14 protein-coding genes are annotated in these 19,505 nt (G+C 72.4%); 12 read left to right on the top strand and 2 right to left on the bottom strand.

The annotated features are described in order from the left end of the window. Positions 1-63: 63 nt before the first annotated feature. The 5 genes from IE207_RS26460 to IE207_RS26440 all read left to right on the top strand — a co-directional run bounded on the left by IE207_RS26460 (position 64) and on the right by IE207_RS26440 (position 5,059). The gene (locus tag IE207_RS26460; RefSeq protein ID WP_190186831.1) at positions 64-1,215 is read left to right on the top strand and encodes an ABC transporter ATP-binding protein; all 1,152 of its coding nucleotides are present in this window, start codon (positions 64-66) and stop codon (positions 1,213-1,215) included. Continuing rightward, positions 1,212-2,141 carry an ABC transporter permease gene (locus IE207_RS26455; RefSeq protein WP_190186830.1) on the top strand — a complete coding sequence of 310 codons (930 nt, stop codon included), beginning with the start codon at positions 1,212-1,214 and terminating at the stop codon, positions 2,139-2,141. Before IE207_RS26460 ends, IE207_RS26455 begins: the two co-directional genes overlap by 4 nt. Next, a complete protein-coding gene (locus IE207_RS26450; RefSeq protein WP_229874025.1) occupies positions 2,141-2,947 on the top strand; it encodes an ABC transporter permease in 807 nt (268 codons plus the stop codon). Before IE207_RS26455 ends, IE207_RS26450 begins: the two co-directional genes overlap by 1 nt. Before the next feature lie 21 nt (positions 2,948-2,968). After that, positions 2,969-4,387: an NAD(P)/FAD-dependent oxidoreductase gene (locus IE207_RS26445; protein ID WP_190186829.1), complete on the top strand. Its 1,419-nt coding sequence runs from the start codon at positions 2,969-2,971 to the stop codon at positions 4,385-4,387. Positions 4,388-4,573: 186 nt separating this feature from the next. Beyond that, positions 4,574-5,059: a bifunctional DNA primase/polymerase gene (locus tag IE207_RS26440; protein WP_190186828.1), complete on the top strand. Its 486-nt coding sequence runs from the start codon at positions 4,574-4,576 to the stop codon at positions 5,057-5,059. Positions 5,060-5,123: 64 nt separating this feature from the next. On the opposite strand, the gene IE207_RS26435 is transcribed toward IE207_RS26440, so the two are convergent. After that, complete coding sequence (locus tag IE207_RS26435; protein ID WP_190186827.1) at positions 5,124-5,885, bottom strand: phosphatase PAP2 family protein; 762 nt, start codon at positions 5,883-5,885, stop codon at positions 5,124-5,126. A gap of 133 nt (positions 5,886-6,018) precedes the next feature. Further along, on the bottom strand, positions 6,019-7,353 hold the full coding sequence (gene gabT, locus IE207_RS26430; RefSeq protein WP_190186826.1) for a 4-aminobutyrate--2-oxoglutarate transaminase: 1,335 nt from the start codon (positions 7,351-7,353) through the stop codon (positions 6,019-6,021). 224 nt (positions 7,354-7,577) lie between these two features. Between gabT and IE207_RS26425 the strand changes: the two genes are divergently transcribed. The 7 genes from IE207_RS26425 to IE207_RS26395 all read left to right on the top strand — a co-directional run bounded on the left by IE207_RS26425 (position 7,578) and on the right by IE207_RS26395 (position 19,403). Then, positions 7,578-9,917 carry an ATP/GTP-binding protein gene (locus IE207_RS26425; RefSeq protein WP_190186825.1) on the top strand — a complete coding sequence of 780 codons (2,340 nt, stop codon included), beginning with the start codon at positions 7,578-7,580 and terminating at the stop codon, positions 9,915-9,917. Positions 9,918-10,039: 122 nt separating this feature from the next. Beyond that, positions 10,040-11,620 carry a PucR family transcriptional regulator gene (locus IE207_RS26420; RefSeq protein ID WP_190186824.1) on the top strand — a complete coding sequence of 527 codons (1,581 nt, stop codon included), beginning with the start codon at positions 10,040-10,042 and terminating at the stop codon, positions 11,618-11,620. 183 nt (positions 11,621-11,803) lie between these two features. Further along, entirely contained in the window at positions 11,804-13,249 is a 1,446-nt protein-coding gene (locus IE207_RS26415) for an aldehyde dehydrogenase family protein (RefSeq protein ID WP_190186823.1), read from the top strand. 194 nt (positions 13,250-13,443) lie between these two features. Continuing rightward, a complete protein-coding gene (locus IE207_RS26410; RefSeq protein WP_190186822.1) occupies positions 13,444-15,387 on the top strand; it encodes an acyl-CoA dehydrogenase family protein in 1,944 nt (647 codons plus the stop codon). Between the two features lie 91 nt (positions 15,388-15,478). Next, on the top strand, positions 15,479-16,831 hold the full coding sequence (locus tag IE207_RS26405) for a hypothetical protein (RefSeq protein WP_190186821.1): 1,353 nt from the start codon (positions 15,479-15,481) through the stop codon (positions 16,829-16,831). Between the two features lie 20 nt (positions 16,832-16,851). Then, positions 16,852-18,105, top strand: coding sequence for a 1-deoxy-D-xylulose-5-phosphate reductoisomerase (gene dxr, locus IE207_RS26400; protein WP_190186820.1), 1,254 nt, complete (start codon positions 16,852-16,854; stop codon positions 18,103-18,105). Further along, positions 18,102-19,403 carry a M50 family metallopeptidase gene (locus IE207_RS26395; protein WP_190186819.1) on the top strand — a complete coding sequence of 434 codons (1,302 nt, stop codon included), beginning with the start codon at positions 18,102-18,104 and terminating at the stop codon, positions 19,401-19,403. The genes dxr and IE207_RS26395 overlap by 4 nt, the downstream gene beginning before the upstream one ends. The last annotated feature ends 102 nt before the right edge of the window (positions 19,404-19,505 follow it).

The following is a 19,505-nucleotide window of genomic DNA, read 5'->3' as shown; positions in this document are numbered from 1 at the left end:
GGGCCCGACCGGCACCCGCGCCCCCGCCCCTTTTGACGACACCACCACCGAAGGCCCAGGCCCATGACTGACAACACCGCGGGCGGCGATGTCCGCCTCGCCGGGATCAGCAAGCACTACGGCTCCTTCACCGCCGTGCACCCGCTCGATCTCACCATCCCCCAGGGCTCCTTCTTCGCCCTGCTCGGCGCCTCGGGCTGCGGGAAGACCACCACCCTGCGCATGATCGCCGGTCTGGAGGAGCCATCCACCGGCACCGTCAGCCTCGGTGACCGCGAGGTCACCCACCTGCCCCCGTACAAGCGCCCGGTGAACACCGTCTTCCAGAGCTACGCGCTCTTCCCGCACCTGAACATCTACGAGAACGTCGCCTTCGGACTGCGCCGCCGCGGCGTGAAGTCCGTCAAGAAGCAGGTCGACGACATGCTGGAACTGGTCCAGCTCGGCCAGTTCGCCGAGCGCAAGCCGCACCAGCTCTCCGGCGGCCAGCAGCAGCGCGTCGCGGTCGCCCGCGCCCTGATCAACCACCCCCAGGTGCTGCTCCTCGACGAGCCGCTCGGCGCCCTCGACCTCAAGCTGCGCCGCCAGATGCAGCTGGAGCTCAAGCGGATCCAGACCGAGGTCGGCATCACCTTCGTCCACGTCACGCACGACCAGGAAGAGGCCATGACGATGGCCGACACCGTCGCGGTGATGAACGGCGGCCGCGTCGAGCAGCTGGGCGCCCCCGCCGAGCTGTACGAGAACCCGAAGACCACCTTCGTCGCCAACTTCCTCGGCACCTCCAACCTCATCGAGGCCGAGGTGCTGGAATCCGGGTCCGACGACGTCGTCGTCTCCAGCGCGGGTGCGAAGCTCCGGCTGCCCGCCGGGCGATGTTCGACCACGCCCCAGGCCGGCGGAAAGCTGCTGGTCGGGGTGCGTCCCGAGAAGATCTCCCTGGTCCACGCGGACGAGGAGGACACCATCGCGGCCGGCCGCAACAAGATCACCGGAACGATCGCCGACTCCTCCTTCATCGGCGTCTCCACCCAGTTCGTCATCGACAGCCCGGTCTGCCCGGAGCTGGAGGTGTACGTCCAGAACATCGAGCGCGACGCCCGCCTGACCCCCGGTGCCCGGGTCGTCCTGCACTGGAACCCGGACCACACGTTCGGTCTGGACGCGGCCCAGGCCATCGACGCCGGCATCGAGACGGTCGAGGAGTCCGCGTGACGGCCGTCGCCGCGCCGCCCGAGGCGGCCGCCCCCACCGAACCCCCGGTCCACAAGCCGTCGGTGCGCAAGCGACTGGTCCCGTACTGGCTGCTGCTGCCCGGCATCCTGTGGCTGCTGGTGTTCTTCGTCCTGCCGATGGTCTACCAGGCCTCGACCTCGGTGCAGACCGGCTCCCTCGAAGAGGGCTTCAAGGTCACCTGGCACTTCCAGACCTACTGGGACGCCCTCACCGAGTACGTCCCGCAGTTCCTGCGCTCGCTCCTGTACGCCGGCACCGCGACCGTGCTGTGCCTGCTGCTCGGGTACCCGCTCGCCTACCTGATCGCCTTCAAGGCGGGCCGCTGGCGCAACCTCCTGCTGGTGCTGGTCATCGCCCCGTTCTTCACCAGCTTCCTGATCCGCACCCTGGCCTGGAAGACGATCCTGGCCGACGGCGGCCCCGTCGTCGCCGTCCTCGGCAAGGTCGGCTTCCTCGACGTCACGAGCTGGCTCGGCGTCACCGAAGGGGACCGGGTCCTGGCCACGCCGCTCGCGGTGGTCTGCGGCCTGACGTACAACTTCCTCCCCTTCATGATCCTTCCGCTGTACACCTCGCTGGAGCGCATCGACACCCGCCTCCACGAGGCGGCCGGCGACCTGTACGCCCGCCCCGCCACGGTGTTCCGGAAGGTGACCTTCCCGCTCTCGATGCCGGGCGTGGTCTCCGGAACCCTGTTGACCTTCATCCCGGCGAGCGGCGACTACGTCAACGCCGAGCTGCTCGGTTCGGCGGACACCCGGATGATCGGCAACGTCATCCAGTCGCAGTACCTGCGCATCCTCGACTACCCGACGGCGGCCGCGCTGTCCTTCATCCTCATGGCCATCGTGCTGATCATGGTCACCATCTACATCCGCCGAGCGGGGACGGAGGACCTGGTCTGATGCGTACCCCCATCACGTGGCTGCGCCGCAACCTCGTCGTGATCGCGGGTCTGGGCACCCTCGCCTACCTGATCCTGCCGAACGTCGTCGTGACGGTGTTCTCCTTCAACAACCCCACCGGGCGCTTCAACTACGCGTGGCAGGAGTTCTCGCTCGACGCCTGGAAGGACCCCTGCGGGGTCGCCGACCTGTGCGGCTCCCTGTCGCTCTCGCTGCAGATCGCCGTGTGGGCCACCATCGGCGCCACCGTCCTCGGTACCGCGATCGCCTTCGCGATGGTGCGCTACCGCTTCCGGGGGCGCGGCACGGTCAACTCGCTGATCTTCCTGCCGATGGCCATGCCCGAGATCGTGATGGCCGCCTCGCTGCTGGCCCTCTTCCTCAACATGGGCATCCAGCTGGGCTTCTGGACGATCCTGATCGCCCACATCATGTTCTGCCTCAGCTTCGTCGTCGCCGCGGTCAAGGCGCGCGTCCTGTCCATGGACCCGCGACTGGAGGAAGCAGCCCGCGACCTCTACGCCGGACCGGCGCAGACCTTCCTGCGCGTCACCCTGCCGATCGCGGCCCCGGGCATCGCGGCGGGCGCGCTGCTCTCCTTCGCGCTCTCCTTCGACGACTTCATCATCACCAACTTCAACTCGGGCAACACCGTCACCTTCCCCATGTTCGTGTGGGGATCGGCCCAGCGCGGGACGCCCGTCCAGATCAACGTCATCGGCACGGCGATGTTCGTCATCGCGGTGCTGGTGGTGCTCGCCGGTCAGACGATCGGCAACCGCCGCAAGAAGGCACAGCCCAAGTAGCCCTGTAGGGAGTTGGAAGACATGGCCCCAGTCGCCATGCGAAGCGTTGCGCAATCCCTTTCCGAAGCACTGCCGGTCTCGTACTGGCTGGACGACCCCGGCAAGCCCGCCGCCGAGCCGGCGCTGACCTCCGACGAGGCCTGCGACCTGCTGGTCATCGGCGGCGGCTACAGCGGCCTGTGGACCGCGCTCATCGCCAAGGAGCGCGACCCCGCCCGGGACGTCGTCCTGATCGAGGGCAAGGAGGCGGGCTGGGCCGCCTCCGGGCGCAACGGCGGTTTCTGCGCCGCCTCCCTCACCCACGGCTTCGCCAACGGCCTGGCCCGCTGGCCCGGCGAGCTGGCGAAGCTGGAGGAGCTGGGCGCCCGCAACCTCGACGAGATCGAGGCGGCCATCGCCCGTTACGGCATCGACTGCGACTTCGAGCGCACCGGCGAGATCGACGTGGCGACCGAGCCCCACCAGGTCGAGGAACTGCGCGAACTGTACGAAGAGGCCCGGAAGCTCGGTCTCGCCGACGGCTCGCGCTGGCTGGAGCGCGACGAGGTCCGCGCCGAGGTCGACTCCCCGACCTTCCTCGCGGGGCTGTGGGACACCGACGGCGTCGCCATGCTCAACCCCGCGAAGCTCGCCTGGGGCCTCAAGCGGGCCTGCCTGGCCCTCGGCGTGCGGATCTACGAGAACACCCGCGGGCTGTCGCTGACCGCCTCCGGCGCCGGCATGGCCGTACGCACCCCGTACGGGCGGATCTTCGCCCGCCGGGTCGCGCTGGGCACCAACATCTTCCCGTCCCTGGTCAAGCGGATCCGGCCGTTCACCGTCCCGGTCTACGACTACGCGCTGATGACCGAGCCGCTCACCCCCGAACAGCTCAAAGCCATCGGCTGGGGCAACCGCCAGGGACTGGGCGACAGCGCCAACCAGTTCCACTACTTCCGCATCACCCCGGAGAACCGCATCCTGTGGGGCGGGTACGACGCCATCTACCCCTACAAGGGCAAGCTGGACTCCGAGTACGACCACCGCCCCGAGACGTACCTCAAGCTCGCACAGCACTTCTTCACCGCCTTCCCGCAGCTGGAGGGCATCAAGTTCAGCCACGCCTGGGGCGGGGCGATCGACACCTGCTCCCGGTTCTCCGCCTTCTTCGGTACCGCGCACTCCGGCAAGGTGGCCTACGCGGCCGGGTTCACCGGACTCGGCGTGGGCGCCACCCGCTTCGGCGCGGACGTGATGCTGGACCTGCTGGACGGCGCGCGCACCGAGCGGACCGAGCTGGAGATGGTGAAGTCCAAGCCGATGCCGTTCCCGCCGGAGCCCTTCGCCTGGACCGGCATCGCCCTCACCAAGTGGTCGCTGGCCCGCGCCGACGCCCGGGGCGGGCGCCGCAACCTCTGGCTCAAGGTGCTCGACCGCTTCGGTCTGGGCTTCGACAGCTGAACGGCCGAGCGACCGGGTGCCGGCCGCCGGGCGCGCGCCCCGCGCGGAACGTCACCGCGCGGGTGACCCGGTTCACCACCACGGTGTCGCAGAACCCGCGTCATAGCCGCGCCCGGCCCCGCTCTCTCCAGCCGGAGGCCTCGTTCGAGGAGCCTCCGCCGAGCTGGAGCGAACGGAGGCCGGGCGATGACGTTCCCGGGGGACAAGACGGCAGTGGAATGGCTGGTATCGGCGGCGCCGGACCCGGACGCCTGCCGGTGGGCATGGGAGCGCAACCCCCTCGGGGTCACCCTCCTGCCCGCCGGGCGGCGCTGGGACGTACTGATCACCCCCGGCGCCCTGGGCCTGCCCGCCCTCGACGTACTGGCACTGCTCGTGGAGCGGCCCGGTCCGGTGCTCGGCGACTTCCCCGCCGTCCGGCGGGGCCGCACGGCGATGACCCGGCTCGGCTTCTTCGTGCCCCCCGGCACCGCCTCCCGCTGGGTCGGTACGGGGGTACGGGGAGCAGGACGCGGAAGCTGGATCGTGGTCCCGTACCCGGGCCGGGCGACGGGCGGCGTGCGATGGCTCGTGGCCCCGGACGGCCGGGGCACCCTCACCGACCCGGCGGTGCTGGAACTCGCCCTGCACGAGGCGGCGGCCCGGGCGGCGACGGGCGCGGACACGCCCTGAGCCGGCCGGCGGGGTCAGGCGCGGGACCGACCGGCGGGGTCAGGCGCGGGACCGGCCGGCGGGGTCAGGCGCGAGAGCGGCCCACGGCCCACCGCACCCCGATCAGCAGCGGCGCACACAGCAGCAGGCTCGCCAGGACGTCCAGGGGCCAGTGGAAGCCCCGCAGGATCAGCCCCGCCGCCGTCAGCCCCGTGAGGAGGGCGGCGAGCACCGTGGGCCAGGGGCCGCGGGTGTACGGGCGTACGAGCAGGGCCGCCCCCGCGTACGCCACCAAGGCCGTCGCCGTGTGCCCCGAGGGGTAATAGCCGGCGGCCCACGGCTCCAGCGGGCCCGGGCGGGCCGTCCACTCCTTGAGCGGGACGATCAGAGCCGGCACCACGGCCATGGCCAGCGCCGCGGCCGCTGCGCCCCGGCGGTCCCCGCGCCACAGGGCGTAGCAGAGGGCGAGGAGCAGCACGGGCAGGGCGACGGGGACGTTGCCGAGGTCGGCGAGGCGTTCGGTGACCGGATCGGGGACCGCACGGACCAGCGCGCGGCTCAGCCGGGCGTCCGGGGCCAGCAGCGGGCCCGAGACCAGGACCTGCCAGGTCGTCAGGGCGAAGAGCAGCGCGCAGAGGGCGGCTCGGAAGATGGCCGGCCGTCCCGGAACAGGGGGGGTGGTTCCGGGACGGCCGCCCGGATCGGGTTGCCGTGCGCCCCGGGGGGTTTGGGGCGTACGGCCGTCCGATCGGTGAGGAGTGTGCGCGAACGCAAGCCCAGTGCGGCGCTGGGGAAGCCCGGTACTGGTGTCGCCCCCGGTCTCCCGGGAGCGGGGTGTCTCACTCATCTGCAGAAACCGTACGGCAGCGAAAAGGGGACCGACAGCAGGAACGCGCTCCTGCCATCGGCCCCCCACATCTTCTTCACAGCGCCCGCCCGTTACCGGCGGTACCGGTGGGTCCCTGTGTTCGGACGTTCGCTCAGATGCCCGCGAAGGCCGCCTCGATGATGTCCAGGCCCTCGTTCAGGAGGTCCTCGCCGATGACGATCGGCGGCAGGAAGCGGAGCACGTTGCCGTAGGTGCCGCAGGTGAGGACGAGCAGGCCCTCGGCGTGGCAGGCCTTGGCGAGGGCGCCGGCCGCCTCCGGGAAGGGGGTCTTGGACGCGGGGTCCTTGACCAGCTCGATGGCGATCATGGCGCCGCGGCCGCGGATGTCGCCGATGATCTCGTACTTCTCCTGCATGGCCGTCAGACGGGCCTTCATGACGGTCTCGATCTTCTTCGCCGCGGCGTTGAGGTCGAGCTCCTTCATGGTCTCGATGGAGCCGAGCGCGCCGGCGCACGCCACCGGGTTGCCGCCGTAGGTGCCGCCCAGGCCGCCCGCGTGCGCGGCGTCCATGATCTCGGCGCGGCCGGTCACGGCGGCGAGCGGCAGACCGCCCGCGATGCCCTTGGCGGTGGTGATCAGGTCGGGGACGATGCCCTCGTCCTCACACGCGAACCACTGACCGGTGCGGCAGAAGCCGGACTGGATCTCGTCCGCGACGAAGACGATGCCGTTGTCGTTGGCGAACTTCACGATGGCCGGCAGGAAGCCCTTGGCCGGCTCGATGAAGCCGCCCTCGCCGAGGACCGGCTCGATGATGATCGCGGCGACGTTGTCGGCGCCGATCTGCTTGGTGATCTGGTCGATCGCCTGGGCGGCGGCCTCGGGGCCGCAGTTCTCGGCGCCGGTGGGCCAGCGGTAGCCGTAGGCGACCGGGACGCGGTAGACCTCGGGGGCGAACGGGCCGAAGCCGTTCTTGTACGGCATGTTCTTGGAGGTCAGCGCCATCGTCAGGTTCGTACGGCCGTGGTAGCCGTGGTCGAAGACGACGACGGCCTGGCGCTTGGTGTACGCACGGGCGATCTTGACGGCGTTCTCGACGGCCTCGGCGCCCGAGTTGAACAGGGCCGACTTCTTGGCGTGGTCGCCCGGGGTCAGCTCGGCGAGCGCCTCGCACACCTCGACGTAGCCCTCGTAGGGGGTGACCATGAAGCAGGTGTGGGTGAAGTCGGCGAGCTGCGCGGAGGCGCGGCGCACGACGGCCTCGGCGGAGGCGCCGACGGAGGTCACGGCGATGCCGGAACCGAAGTCGATCAGGCGGTTGCCGTCGACGTCCTCGATGATGCCGCCGCCCGCGCGGGCGGTGAAGACGGGAAGCACGGAGCCCACGCCGCCGGCCACCGTCTCGAGGCGGCGGGCCTGCAGCTCCTGCGACTTGGGGCCGGGGATCGCGGTGACGATGCGGCGCTCCTGCGGGACAGCGGTCATAGGGGGCTCCTGGGGGGTGTTTTCGGACGCACTTGTGTCTTTGTCCGCAGGCTAGGCCCGGGGGAGGGGCGAGGTCATGCTCCGTTCGGGAGTGGTCCCCGCGTGTCCTTGTCCGTGACGGACATAGGAAGGACACGATTCCGCTGCACCGGTAGCCCCCCGCGGCCGCCGCCGGGCAACTACATTGAGCGACGCAGCGCAGGCACGGGCAGGGGGCAGGGTTCATGGACACCGACGGCGCGTACCAGGAGCAGCGGGTGGGGGGCGGGCGCGTGCCGCGGCCCGCCGGCCCGCCGCCCATGCCCGGCGTTCCCCCGGCCGCGCCGCCGAAGCCCGGGTACGCGCCGGGCGCCGGTCCCGCGTTCGCCGAGTGGCTGCGCGTCCCGCGTCCGAAGGCGGAGCCGGGCACCTGGCGGTTCGGACACCGGCCGCCCGCGAGGGCCGAGGCGGAACCCGCCCAGGACCGGGCGCTGCTGAGTGGCGCGGTGATCTCCTTCCTGGCCTGCGTGCTCGTCTGGTCCCTGCTGACGAACGGGTACATCCCGAAGGTCGACGTGCCCGTGAAGGCGCTCACCCCGCAGAGCTGGTGGAGGCTCGGCGACGACCCGGTCGACGGCCGGGGCGTCGCCGCCCTCCAGGCGTACGCGCTGCTGATCACGGGGGTGCTCGTGGTGTGGTTCAGCCGCCTGGGCTCCTGGAGGCTCGCCTTCGACCGGCTCGTCGTCGCGCGCGGCCCGGTGGCGCGGGTGGCGGGCGCGACGGCCGGGGCGCTGTTCGTGCTGCTGCTGATCTGGACGAAGACGCTGACGGTGCTCGGTCTCGTCGGTGACCACCTGCCCTACGAGGACATGAGCGCGGGCACGCAGACTCTCGTCGCCTACCTCGTCTACGTGGTGACCGGGCTGCCCGTCGTGGTGTTCTTCGTCCGGCTGGCCCGGCGGACCGACGGGGCGGGGCGCGGGCCGACGGCCCCCGCCCCCGTACCCGTTGCCGAAGACCCCGTCGCCTGGAACGAGCTGCGCGCGGCCGGGCTCCCGGAGGTCGCCGACCGGTTGGCCGGCGAGATCGGGGCCGGGTGGATGAACGATGTGGACTACGCGCGGATCCGGCGGGCGTGGGAGAGCGTGCGGGCCGATCCGGGGCGGGCCGGGGCCTTCGCGCAGGCCGTGCGGGACAAGGGGGCGGCGGCGTGCGTGCACCCGTCCGGCGCGCGGGACCTGCCGGCGCGGGCCGCGCGGCACGACCTGCTGGCCCGGCAGGTGCTGCTCGGCACCGTCGAGGACGGCGAACGCAACCCCTGGGCCCGCCGCGGGACCGGCCTCGCGCTCGACCCCGACGTGCTCGGCACCTCCCTGCTCGCCGTAGGCCCCTCCGGCTCGGGCAAGACCCGGCGGCTGGTCCGGCCCGTCGTGGAGACGCTCGCCCTCCAGGCGCTGGCCGGACAGGCCGCCGTGATCGTCGTGGCCTCGGCCGGCACCCCGCTGGGACCCGACACCGCCTACGACGTCGTGGTCCGCGTCGGAGACCCCGACTCCGTCTACGACCTCGACCTCTACGGCGGCACCACCGACCCCGACGAGGCCGCCTCCCTGCTCGCCGAGGCCTTCGCCGGGGACGTCCCCGGGACGGAGGTGCGCCGGGCCGCGACCGCCCTCGCCCAGTTGCTGGGCCCCTTCCACGCCGCGTACGGCCGCTTCCCCGGCGTGCCCGAGCTGCGCGAGCTCCTCGACCAGGTGCCCGCCGCGCTCGACGCGCTGCGCACCGCCCTGGAGGACGGCGGCCGGCACCTGATGCTCCGCGAGCTCGACGCCCGCGCCCGCCAGTACGGCACCCACGGCGACCCCGGACCGGTGCTCGCCGACCGGGTGGCGCTGCTCGACCGGCCCGCCTTCGCCGGCTTCTTCGACACCACCGGCCAGGGCCGGCCGTTCTCCCTGCGCTCGCTGGAACACCCGCTGCGCGTGCGCGTCGACCTGCCCGAACGGGCGCACGCAGAGGCCTCCCGGATCCTGGCCCGGCTGCTGCTGGCCCAGTTCACCGCCTCCGCCGCCGCCCGCGGCGACCGTTCGCTCTTCGCCTTCCTCGCCTTCGACGACGCCTCCCACACCCTGACCCCCGAGACCGTGCGCGGCATCCAGCGGCTGCGCTCGGCCAACGCCGGGGTGCTGCTGGCGCTGCGCACGCTGGATGACGTACCGGAGGCGCTGCGGACACCGCTGCTCGGAGCGGTCGGCTGCCGGATGGCCTTCTCGGGCGTGACCACCTGGGACGGCAAGCGGTTCGCCGAGGCGTGGGGCACCGAGTGGGTCGAGACGCGGGACGTGACCCACCGGACGGTCTTCGCGGACCAGCCGCTGACCCGGGCCGTGCACGCCTTCCGCAAGCTGATCACCGGCAAGTCCGTCACCACGGACGCGGTGACGGTGCGCCAGGTGGAGCGGGAGCGGTGGTCGGCGTCGGAGCTCGCGCACGCCGTGCCGCCGGGACACGCGGTGCTGTCGCTGACCTCCGTCCGAGGTGAACGGGCGGCTCCGCTTCTGGTCAGGCTGGCCGGAACGAGCTGAGCGGACCCGTACGAGGTGGCAGAATCGAGGAGAGCCGTTCATACGGCAAGGCGAAATGCCCCGGCCCCCGTGGCCTAGCCTCCTCGCCTCCGCCCACCCCTCCCTAAGGCCCCTGGTACCCGATGCCGCTCACCCTCGCCTCGCTCGTCCAGCACTCGGCCCTCAAGCTCAGCGTCCGGGCGGGGGAGGGCCGCCTCGACACCCCCGTGCGCTGGGCCCACGTCAGCGAGCTCGCCGACCCCGTCCCCTACATGGAGGGCGGCGAACTGCTGCTGATCACCGCCATGAAGCTGGACGCGGAGGACCCCGAGGAGATGCGCCGCTACGTACGGCGGCTCGCGGCGGCCGGCGTCGTGGGCATCGGCTTCGCGATCGGCGTCAACTACGAGGCGGTCCCCGAGGCACTGGTCGAGGCCGCGCGGGCGGAGGACCTGCCGCTGCTGGAGGTACCGCGCCGGACCCCGTTCCTCGCCATCAGCAAGGCCGTCTCGGCGGCGCTCGCGGCCGACCAGTACCGGGCGGTGACGGCCGGCTTCGAGGCGCAGCGGGAGCTGACCCGCGCCGCGCTGTCCGCCGACGGGCCCGCCGAGCTGCTGGCGAAGCTGGCCGCCCACGTGCACGGCTGGGCCGCGCTCTACGACACCTCCGGCGCGGTCGTCGCAGCCGCCCCGGACTGGGCCGCCCGCCGGGCCGCCCGGCTGACCCCGGACGTGGAGCGGCTGCGGGAGCGGCCCGCGCCCGCGAGCGCCGTGGTGGGCGGGACGGAGGACCGCGTCGAGCTCCAGTCGCTCGGGACCGGGCGCCGGGCCCGGGGCGCGCTGGCCGTGGGAACGGGGGCGCCGCTGGGCACCGCCGAACGGTACGCGGTGCACTCCGCGGTGGCCCTGCTCACCCTCACCACCGAGCGGTCGCGGTCGCTGCACGACGCCGAGTCCCGGCTGGGCGCGGCCGTGCTGCGGATGCTGATGGCGGGCGAGGCGGAGCACGCCCGGGCCGTGGCGGGGGACCTGTACGGGGCCCTGCTGGACGCCCCGTTCCGCATCGTGGTGGCCGAGCCGGCGCTGGCGGGGACGGCCCAGCCGGAGGGGCTGGCGCAGCTGGCCGACGCGGTCGAATCGGCGGCGGCCCGGACCGGGGAGGCGCTGCTGGTGGTCCCCGAGGACGGGCGGCTGGTGGTCCTGGCCGCCGAGGCCGGCTCCGCGGTGCAGGCCTGCGCGCAGTACGCGGAGGTGGTGGAGGGGCGGCGCGGGCGGGATGCGGCCGGGCCGGAACCGGACGAGCTGGTGGTCGGCCTCTCCGCCCCGGCGGGGCCCTCCGGGGTGGCGGCCGCCTGCAAGCAGGCCGACCAGGCCCTTGCCGTGGCCCGGCGGCGCGGGCGGCCGATGGTGGAGCACGAGGACCTCGCGGCGGGCTCGGTGCTCCCGCTGCTGGCCGACGACGCGGTGCGGGCCTTCGCGGACGGCACGCTGCGGGCGCTGCGCGAGCACGACGAGAAGGGGCGCGGCGACCTGGTCGCCTCCCTGTACGCGTGGCTGTCGCGCCACGGCCAGTGGGACGCGGCGGCCGTCGACCTCGGTGTCCACCGGCACACGCTGCGGTACCGGATGCGGAGGGTGGAGGAGATCCTGGGCCGCTCCCTGGACGACCCGGACGTCCGCATGGAGCTGTGGCTCGCCCTGAAAGCCAGCTCGCCCGCGACGTAGCCGTCCCGGGCGGAGCCCGGCTGCTCACGATCCCGGCTGCTCACGACCCGGCTGCTCACGACAGTGACAAAGCGGAGCGGGCCGGGCTTCGCGTACTCCACCTCGGCTAAACGCCGAATCCCGGACGGAGTCCTACGGTGGAGGGGACAAGGACCCGCACAACTCCGAAGGGCCGGGATTCGCATGACTTCCACCCACGCCTTCTGGCTCGCCGGCCGCCAGGCCACCGGCGAGGACAGCTTCGACGTCCACTCCCCGTGGGACGGACGCCTGGTCGGCACGGTCAGCGTGCCCACCGACGCCCAGGTCGAAGAGGCCGTGGCCGCGGCGTACGCCGTGACGGCGGAGTTCTCCGCGACCCCCGCGCACGTCCGCGCCGCCGCCCTCGACCACGTCTCGAAGCGGCTCGTCGAGCGCACCGAGGAGATCGCCCAGCTGATCTCCGCCGAGAACGGCAAGCCCATCAAGTGGGCCCGCGGTGAGGTCGGCCGTGCGGTGTCCGTGTTCCGTTTCGCCGCCGAAGAGGCCCGCCGCTTCAACGGCGGGGAGGCCCAGCGCCTGGACACCGACGCCGGTGGCGTCGGCCGTCTCGCCCTGACCCGCCGTTTCGTCAAGGGCCCGGTCCTCGGCATCGCGCCGTTCAACTTCCCGCTGAACCTGTGCGCCCACAAGGTGGCCCCCGCCATCGCCGTCGGCGCGCCGATCATCCTCAAGCCGGCCCCGGCGACCCCGCTCTCGGGTCTGATCCTGGGCGAGCTGCTCGCCGAGACCGACCTGCCGGCCGGTTCCTGGTCGGTCCTGCCGGTGGCCAACGACAAGATGCCGGCCCTGGTGAAGGACGAGCGCCTGCCCGTCATCTCCTTCACCGGCTCCGACACCGTCGGCTACGCCATCCAGCAGTCGGTGCCCCACAAGCACTGCACGCTGGAGCTCGGCGGCAACGCCGCGGCCGTCGTCCTCGCCGACTGGTCCTCCGAGGCCGACCTCGACTGGGCCGCGACCCGCATCGCGACCTTCTCGAACTACCAGGCCGGCCAGTCCTGCATCTCCGTGCAGCGCGTGATCGCCGACGCCTCCGTGTACGACCGCCTCGTGGAGAAGGTCGTCGCCAAGGTGCAGGCGCAGGTCACCGGTGACCCGTCCGACTCCGCCACCGACGTCGGCCCCCTCGTCTCCGAGGACGCCGCCAAGCGCGTCGAGTCCTGGGTCGACGAGGCCGTCTCGGCCGGCGCCAAGCTGCTGACCGGCGGCAAGCGCGAGGGTGCCTCGTACGAGCCCACCGTCGTCGCCGACCTGCCGGACGGCGTGAAGCTCGCCGTCGAGGAGGTCTTCGGGCCGGTCCTCACGCTGCAGAAGGTCGAGAGCACCGACGAGGCCTTCGCCGCCGTCAACGACTCGAAGTTCGGTCTGCAGACCGGCGTCTTCACCCGCGACATCCAGACCGCGTTCCGCGCCCACCGGGAGCTGGAGGTCGGCGGCGTGATCGTCGGCGACGCGCCGTCCTACCGCGCCGACCAGATGCCGTACGGCGGCGTCAAGCAGTCGGGTGTCGGCCGCGAGGGCGTCCGCTACGCGATGGACGACTACACCTACGAGCGGGTCCTGGTCCTCACCGGCCTGGACATCTGACCGACTCGTACGGCCCAGAGCCGACGGCCGGAGCCTACTGTGCGGGGGCTCCGGCCGTCCCCCTTTTACCCCGCCCGTTCCCCCACCCTGCCCCGCCCCGCTTTTCCGGGCGCCCCGGAGGGGGTACGACTGACAGGTAGCACCGACCGGTATTCCGGAAAGTCATCCGACTCGGCGGCGAGGTGAGTCCCCGCATGTCCGCAACACAGCCCAAGGTGACCGAGCGCGAGGCGAGGCAGGTCGCGGAAGCGGCCCGGCAGCAGGACTGGCGCAAGCCCAGTTTCGCCAAGGAACTGTTCCTGGGACGGTTCCGGCTCGACCTGATCCACCCCCACCCGCAGCCCGCCGACGAGGACGTCCGGCGCGGCGAGGCCTTCCTCGCCCGGCTGCGGGACTTCTGCGAGCGCGAGATCGACGGCCCGCGCATCGAGCGCGAGGCGAAGATCCCCGACGAGACCGTGCGCGGACTCAAGGAGCTCGGCGCCCTCGGGATGAAGATCGACCCCAAGTACGGGGGGCTCGGCCTCACCCAGGTGTACTACAACAAGGCGCTCGCGCTCGTCGGTTCCGTCAGCCCCGCCATCGGGGCGCTCCTGTCGGCCCACCAGTCGATCGGCGTGCCCCAGCCGCTCAAGATGTTCGGGACGCAGGAGCAGAAGGACGCCTACCTGCCGCGCTGCGCCACCAGCGCCATCAGCGCCTTCCTCCTCACCGAGCCCGACGTGGGCTCCGACCCGGCCCGGCTGGCCACCACGGCCGTCCCGGTCACGGAGGACGGAGAGGAAGCGTACGTCCTCGACGGGGTGAAGCTCTGGACCACCAACGGAGTCGTCGCCGACCTGCTCGTGGTGATGGCCAGGGTCCCGAAGAGCGAGAACCACCGGGGCGGGATCACCGCCTTCGTCGTGGAGGCCGACTCGCCCGGCATCACCGTCGAGAACCGCAACGCCTTCATGGGCCTGCGCGGCCTGGAGAACGGCGTCACCCGCTTCCACCGCGTGCGGGTCCCCGCCGCGCAGCGGATCGGCGCCGAAGGCGCCGGCTTGAAGATCGCTCTCACCACGCTGAACACCGGACGCCTGTCACTGCCCGCCATGTGCGTCGGCGCCGGCAAGTGGTGCCTCAAGATCGCCCGCGAGTGGTCGGGAGTCCGCGAGCAGTGGGGCCGGCCCGTCGCACGGCACGAGGCGGTCGGGGCGAAGATCTCCTTCATCGCGGCGACCACCTTCGCCCTGGAGGCCGTGGTCGACCTCGCCTCCCAGATGGCCGACGAGGACCGCAACGACATCCGCATCGAAGCCGCCCTCGCCAAGCTCTACGGCTCCGAAATGGCCTGCCTGATGGCCGACGAACTGGTCCAGATCCGCGGCGGTCGCGGCTTCGAGACCGCCGAGTCGCTCGCCGCGCGCGGCGAACGGGCCGTACCCGCCGAACAGTTGCTGCGGGACCTGCGCATCAACCGCATCTTCGAGGGCTCGACCGAGATCATGCACCTGCTGATCGCCCGGGAGGCCGTCGACGCGCACCTCTCGGTCGCCGGTGACCTCATCGACCCGGAGAAGGACCTCGGCGACAAGGCCAAGGCGGGAGCCCGCGCCGCCGGGTTCTACGCCCGCTGGCTGCCCAAGCTGGCCACCGGTGCCGGGCAGGTCCCCGGCACCTACCGCGAGTTCCACCCGGCCGGCCACCCCGACCTCGCCACCCACCTGCGGTACGTCGAGCGCAGCGCCCGCAGGCTCGCCCGGATGACGTTCATGGCGATGGCGCGCTGGCAGGGCCGCATGGAGACAAAGCAGGGCTTCCTCGGCCGCATCGTCGACATCGGGGCGGAACTCTTCGCGATGAGCGCGGCCTGCGTCCGTGCCGAGCACTTGCGGGCCACCGGTGAACACGGCCGCGAGGCGTACCAGCTCGCCGACGCGTTCTGCCGCCAGTCCCGGATCCGCGTCGAGGAACTCTTCGGCCGGCTCTGGTCCAACACCGACGACCTGGACCGCAAGGTCGTCGCGGGAGTCCTCTCCGGCACCTACACCTGGCTGGAGGAAGGCGTCCTCGATCCCTCGGGCGACGGCCCCTGGATCGCGGACGCCACTCCCGGCCCCTCACAGAAGGAAAACGTGCACCGTCCACTGCGCTGACCTGCCATGATCGGCATGCAGTCAGACTGGTGTACGGGATCCACGGGGTCCTGACCCCGGGAACCGGCACGAGCACGAGGCGGCACAGGCGATGGCGACGGCCGAGGAAGACCGCTACAGCCGACGGCTGGCCTGGTGCGTGGCGCTGCTGCTGCGCCACGCACCGGATGCGGTCGCGGCCGCTCTCCTCGGCCGCCTCGGCCCTGCCGCCCGCCGCTACCTCTGCCGGGACGAGCACCTGCCCGCGCCGGCGGTCACCCTGCTGCTGCGCGACGGCACCGACGAAGACCGCCGCAACGTCGCCCGCAACCCGCACGTGCTCGGCCGCCCCCTGCCCGGGCTGCCCGGACCCGCCCGCTACCGGCGCCGCCCCGGCCCCTCGCCGCAGCTGCTCGCCACCCTCGGCGCCGAACTGGGCCGCACCCCCTGCGCGCCCGGGGAGCTGGGACCGCCGCTGAGCAGTACGGAACTCGTCGCCCTGCTCCGCCGCCACGGCAGCCGCAGGCCGCGGATACCCCTCGACGTGCTGGCCCTGCCGTACGAGCTCGATCCGGACACCCTGCTGCGCGAGCACTCCCGCGCCCCGCTGCCGCCCGGCTCGGTCGAGGCACTGCTGCTGGTGGCCGGGCTCGACCGGGAGACCGTCCTCGCACTGCTCGACACGCGCGCGCAGGACACGTACGGGCCCCACTGGCACCGCCCCGCCGTCCGGGCCGTCCGCACCGGCACCCTGACCTTCGACGAACTCGCGGTGGCCGTCGCGCCCGCCCACCGGACCCTGCTGCTCGGACAGGCCCACGCCATCGGGCGCTTCGCCTGGAACCTCGCCGAGTGGGCCGGGATGCGGGCCGCCCTGGTGCGCGTCCTGCACCCGGTGCTCGGTGACGACCTGCGCCTGTGGGACGCACTGCGCCGAAGCGCCCCCGGTTTCGCCGGGACCCTCCCGGAGCTGGTGGCCGCCGTGGCCGCCGGCAGCGCGCCGCCGCACCCCGGGCCCGCGCCGCTGGGGCTCACCGAAGCCGTCGACGCCCTCGCGCCCGGTGCCGTACCGGAACCCGAGCCGGGCGTGGACCGGGAGCTGGCCCTCGCCAGCCTCGGGGTGCCCAACGCGATGGGCGACCTCCGCGAGGACGTCCGCTGGGTCCGCGCCTGCCTGGACGCGGGCCTGCTCACGGGCGCCGACGTGCTGCGCCACAAGGCCCCCGCCGCCTGGGCCCTGGACGAGGACCACTGGCTCGGCGACGACGACTACCCCGACCGGCACGACCGGCCGGCGGCCGTGCTGGCCTCCCGCGCCGAGGCCGGCCGGCTGCTCACGGCGGCCCTCGGCGCCGACGCCGAAGCGTGGTGGCGGGCCGCCCTGACGCTCCCCGACTTCGCCGGAACCCTCCCGGAGTTGCTGGCCGGTGTCGTTCAGGGGGACTCCGTGTCCAACCGCTCCTGAGTTGCGGCAACAATGGGGGCATGACCGACAGCCCAGCCCCCCTGGCCGACCCGCACCTCCTCTTCGACCCCGCGGTCGGCCGCCGGGACATCGTCATCCTCGGCTCCACCGGCTCCATCGGCACCCAGGCCATCGACCTCGCCCTGCGCAACCCTGACCGCTTCCGGGTCACCGCGCTGTCCGCCGCGGGCGGCCGCGTCGCGCTGCTGGCCGAGCAGGCCCGGCGGCTGCGGGTTCAGACGGTCGCGGTGGCCGACGAGGACGCCGTTCCCGCGTTGAAAGAGGCGCTGAGCGCCCAGTACGGCGGCTCGGAGCCGCTGCCCGAGATCCTGGCCGGGCCGGACGCGGCAGCCGCACTCGCCGCCTCCCCGTGCCACACCGTCCTCAACGGCATCACCGGTTCCATCGGGCTCGCACCCACCCTCGCCGCGCTGCGCGCGGGCCGGACCCTGGCCCTGGCCAACAAGGAGTCGCTGATCGTCGGCGGCCCGCTGGTCAAGGCCCTCGCCAAGCCGGGCCAGATCATCCCGGTGGACTCCGAGCACGCCGCCCTCTTCCAGGCGCTGGCCGCCGGGACCAGGGCCGATGTCCGCAAACTGGTCGTCACCGCCTCGGGCGGACCCTTCCGCGGCCGTACCCGCGCCGATCTGGCGAAGGTCACCGTCGAGGACGCCCTCGCGCACCCGACCTGGGCGATGGGCCCGGTGATCACCGTCAACTCGGCGACCCTCGTCAACAAGGGGCTGGAGGTCATCGAGGCGCACCTGCTCTACGACATCCCCTTCGACCGGATCGAGGTCGTGGTCCACCCCCAGTCGTACGTCCACTCGATGGTGGAGTTCACCGACGGTTCGACCCTGGCCCAGGCCACCCCGCCCGACATGCGCGGTCCGATCGCGATCGGTCTCGGCTGGCCCGAGCGGATCCCCGACGCGGCCCCCGCCTTCGACTGGACCAAGGCGTCGAGCTGGGAGTTCTTCCCGCTGGACACCGAGGCCTTCCCGGCGGTCGACCTGGCCCGGCACGTCGGTACCCTCGGCTCCACCGCGCCCGCCGTGTTCAATGCGGCGAACGAGGAGTGCGTGGCCGCCTTCCTGGCCGGTCGGCTGCCGTTCACAGCAATCATGGATACGGTCTCTGCCGTGGTCGATGAGCACGGAACACCGGACGCGGGAACTTCCCTCACCGTCCAGGACGTCCTTGAAGCGGAGACCTGGGCCAGGGCCCGGGCACGGGAGATGGCGGCGCGGGCCGCCGTGGAGGCGGGCGCATGACGATCTTGCTGACCTTGATCGGTGTGGTCGTCTTCGTGCTCGGCCTGCTGTTCTCCATCGCCTGGCACGAGCTCGGCCACCTCTCGACGGCCAAGCTCTTCGGCATCCGCGTGCCCCAGTACATGGTCGGCTTCGGCCGGACCGTCTGGTCGCGCAAGAAGGGCGAGACGGAGTACGGCATCAAGGCCATCCCGATGGGCGGCTACATCCGCATGATCGGGATGTTCCCGCCCGGCGAGGACGGCAAGGTCACCGCCCGCTCGACCTCCCCCTTCCGCTCGATGATCGAGGACGCGCGCTCGGCCGCGTACGAGGAACTCCAGCCCGGGGACGAAAGCCGGCTGTTCTACACGCGCAAGCCCTGGAAGCGCGTGATCGTGATGTTCGCCGGGCCGTTCATGAACCTGGTCCTGGCGCTGGCGATCTTCTTCGGGCTGTGGATGACCTTCGGCGTCAACCAGACCACCACCCAGGTGGCGTCCGTCTCCCCTTGCGTCATCCAGCAGAGCGAGAAGCGCGAGATCTGCAAGGACGGGGACCCGGTCGCCCCCGCCAAGAAGGCGGGCCTCCAGGCGGGCGACAAGATCGTGGCCTTCGACGGCAAGCGGGTGACCGACTGGTCCGTGCTCCAGAAGAAGATCCGCGACACCGTCGGCCCGGCCACCGTCACCGTCGTGCGGGACGGGCACGAGCTGACCCTGCGGGCGACGCTCATCGAGAACAAGGTCGCCAAGACCGACGGCCACGGCGGGTACGTCAAGGGCCAGTACGTGACGGCCGGCTGGCTCGGCTTCGGCCCCAAGGAAGTCATCGCGCCGCTCACCTTCGGCGAGTCCGTGGACCACATGGGCGATGTCGCGCAGAGCAGTGTGCAGGGCCTCCTGCGGCTCCCCGAGAAGATCCCCGCCCTGTGGGACGCGGCCTTCAACGGCGCCGAACGGCAGCCCGACTCCCCGATGGGCATCGTCGGCGCCGCCCGCATCAGCGGTGAGATCGCCACCCTCGACATCCCCGGCGAGCAGCGCCTCGCCACGATGCTGAGCGTCCTCGGGATGTTCAACCTCTCGCTGTTCCTGTTCAACATGCTGCCGCTGCTGCCGCTGGACGGCGGCCACATCGCCGGCGCCCTGTGGGAGTCGGTGCGGCGGGGCGTCGCCCGGGTCTTCCGGCGCGCCGACCCCGGCCCGTTCGACGTGGCGAAGCTGATGCCGGCCGCGTACGTCGTCGCCGGACTCTTCGTCTGCTTCACACTGCTGGTGCTCGTGGCCGACGTGGTCAACCCGATCAAGATCAGCTAGCTCGCGCCCGTCGCGCGGGCACACGGACGGAGCCGGGCACGCATCGTGCCCGGCTCCCTACGTTCGGGTGGCGCGGACCCCTGCGATGCGTGGGTCACCCGC

Source organism: Streptomyces cirratus (assembly GCF_014650775.1).
GTDB classification, from domain to species: domain Bacteria; phylum Actinomycetota; class Actinomycetes; order Streptomycetales; family Streptomycetaceae; genus Streptomyces; species Streptomyces cirratus.
Note: the sequence above shows the minus strand (reverse complement) of the source record. Positions and strands in the feature narration are given on the sequence as shown.

Bases quoted from the DNA above. Each gene is read 5' to 3' on its own strand.
- IE207_RS26460 (WP_190186831.1), top strand. From the start codon at position 64: ATGACTGACAACACCGCGGGCGGCGATGTCCGCCTCGCCGGGATCAGC.
- IE207_RS26450 (WP_229874025.1), top strand. From the start codon at position 2,141: ATGCGTACCCCCATCACGTGGCTGCGCCGCAACCTCGTCGTGATCGCG.
- IE207_RS26445 (WP_190186829.1), top strand. From the start codon at position 2,969: ATGGCCCCAGTCGCCATGCGAAGCGTTGCGCAATCCCTTTCCGAAGCA.
- IE207_RS26440 (WP_190186828.1), top strand. From the start codon at position 4,574: ATGACGTTCCCGGGGGACAAGACGGCAGTGGAATGGCTGGTATCGGCG.
- IE207_RS26435 (WP_190186827.1), bottom strand. From the start codon at position 5,885: ATGAGTGAGACACCCCGCTCCCGGGAGACCGGGGGCGACACCAGTACC.
- gabT (WP_190186826.1), bottom strand. From the start codon at position 7,353: ATGACCGCTGTCCCGCAGGAGCGCCGCATCGTCACCGCGATCCCCGGC.
- IE207_RS26425 (WP_190186825.1), top strand. From the start codon at position 7,578: ATGGACACCGACGGCGCGTACCAGGAGCAGCGGGTGGGGGGCGGGCGC.
- IE207_RS26420 (WP_190186824.1), top strand. From the start codon at position 10,040: ATGCCGCTCACCCTCGCCTCGCTCGTCCAGCACTCGGCCCTCAAGCTC.
- IE207_RS26415 (WP_190186823.1), top strand. From the start codon at position 11,804: ATGACTTCCACCCACGCCTTCTGGCTCGCCGGCCGCCAGGCCACCGGC.
- IE207_RS26410 (WP_190186822.1), top strand. From the start codon at position 13,444: ATGTCCGCAACACAGCCCAAGGTGACCGAGCGCGAGGCGAGGCAGGTC.
- IE207_RS26405 (WP_190186821.1), top strand. From the start codon at position 15,479: ATGGCGACGGCCGAGGAAGACCGCTACAGCCGACGGCTGGCCTGGTGC.
- dxr (WP_190186820.1), top strand. From the start codon at position 16,852: ATGACCGACAGCCCAGCCCCCCTGGCCGACCCGCACCTCCTCTTCGAC.
- IE207_RS26395 (WP_190186819.1), top strand. From the start codon at position 18,102: ATGACGATCTTGCTGACCTTGATCGGTGTGGTCGTCTTCGTGCTCGGC.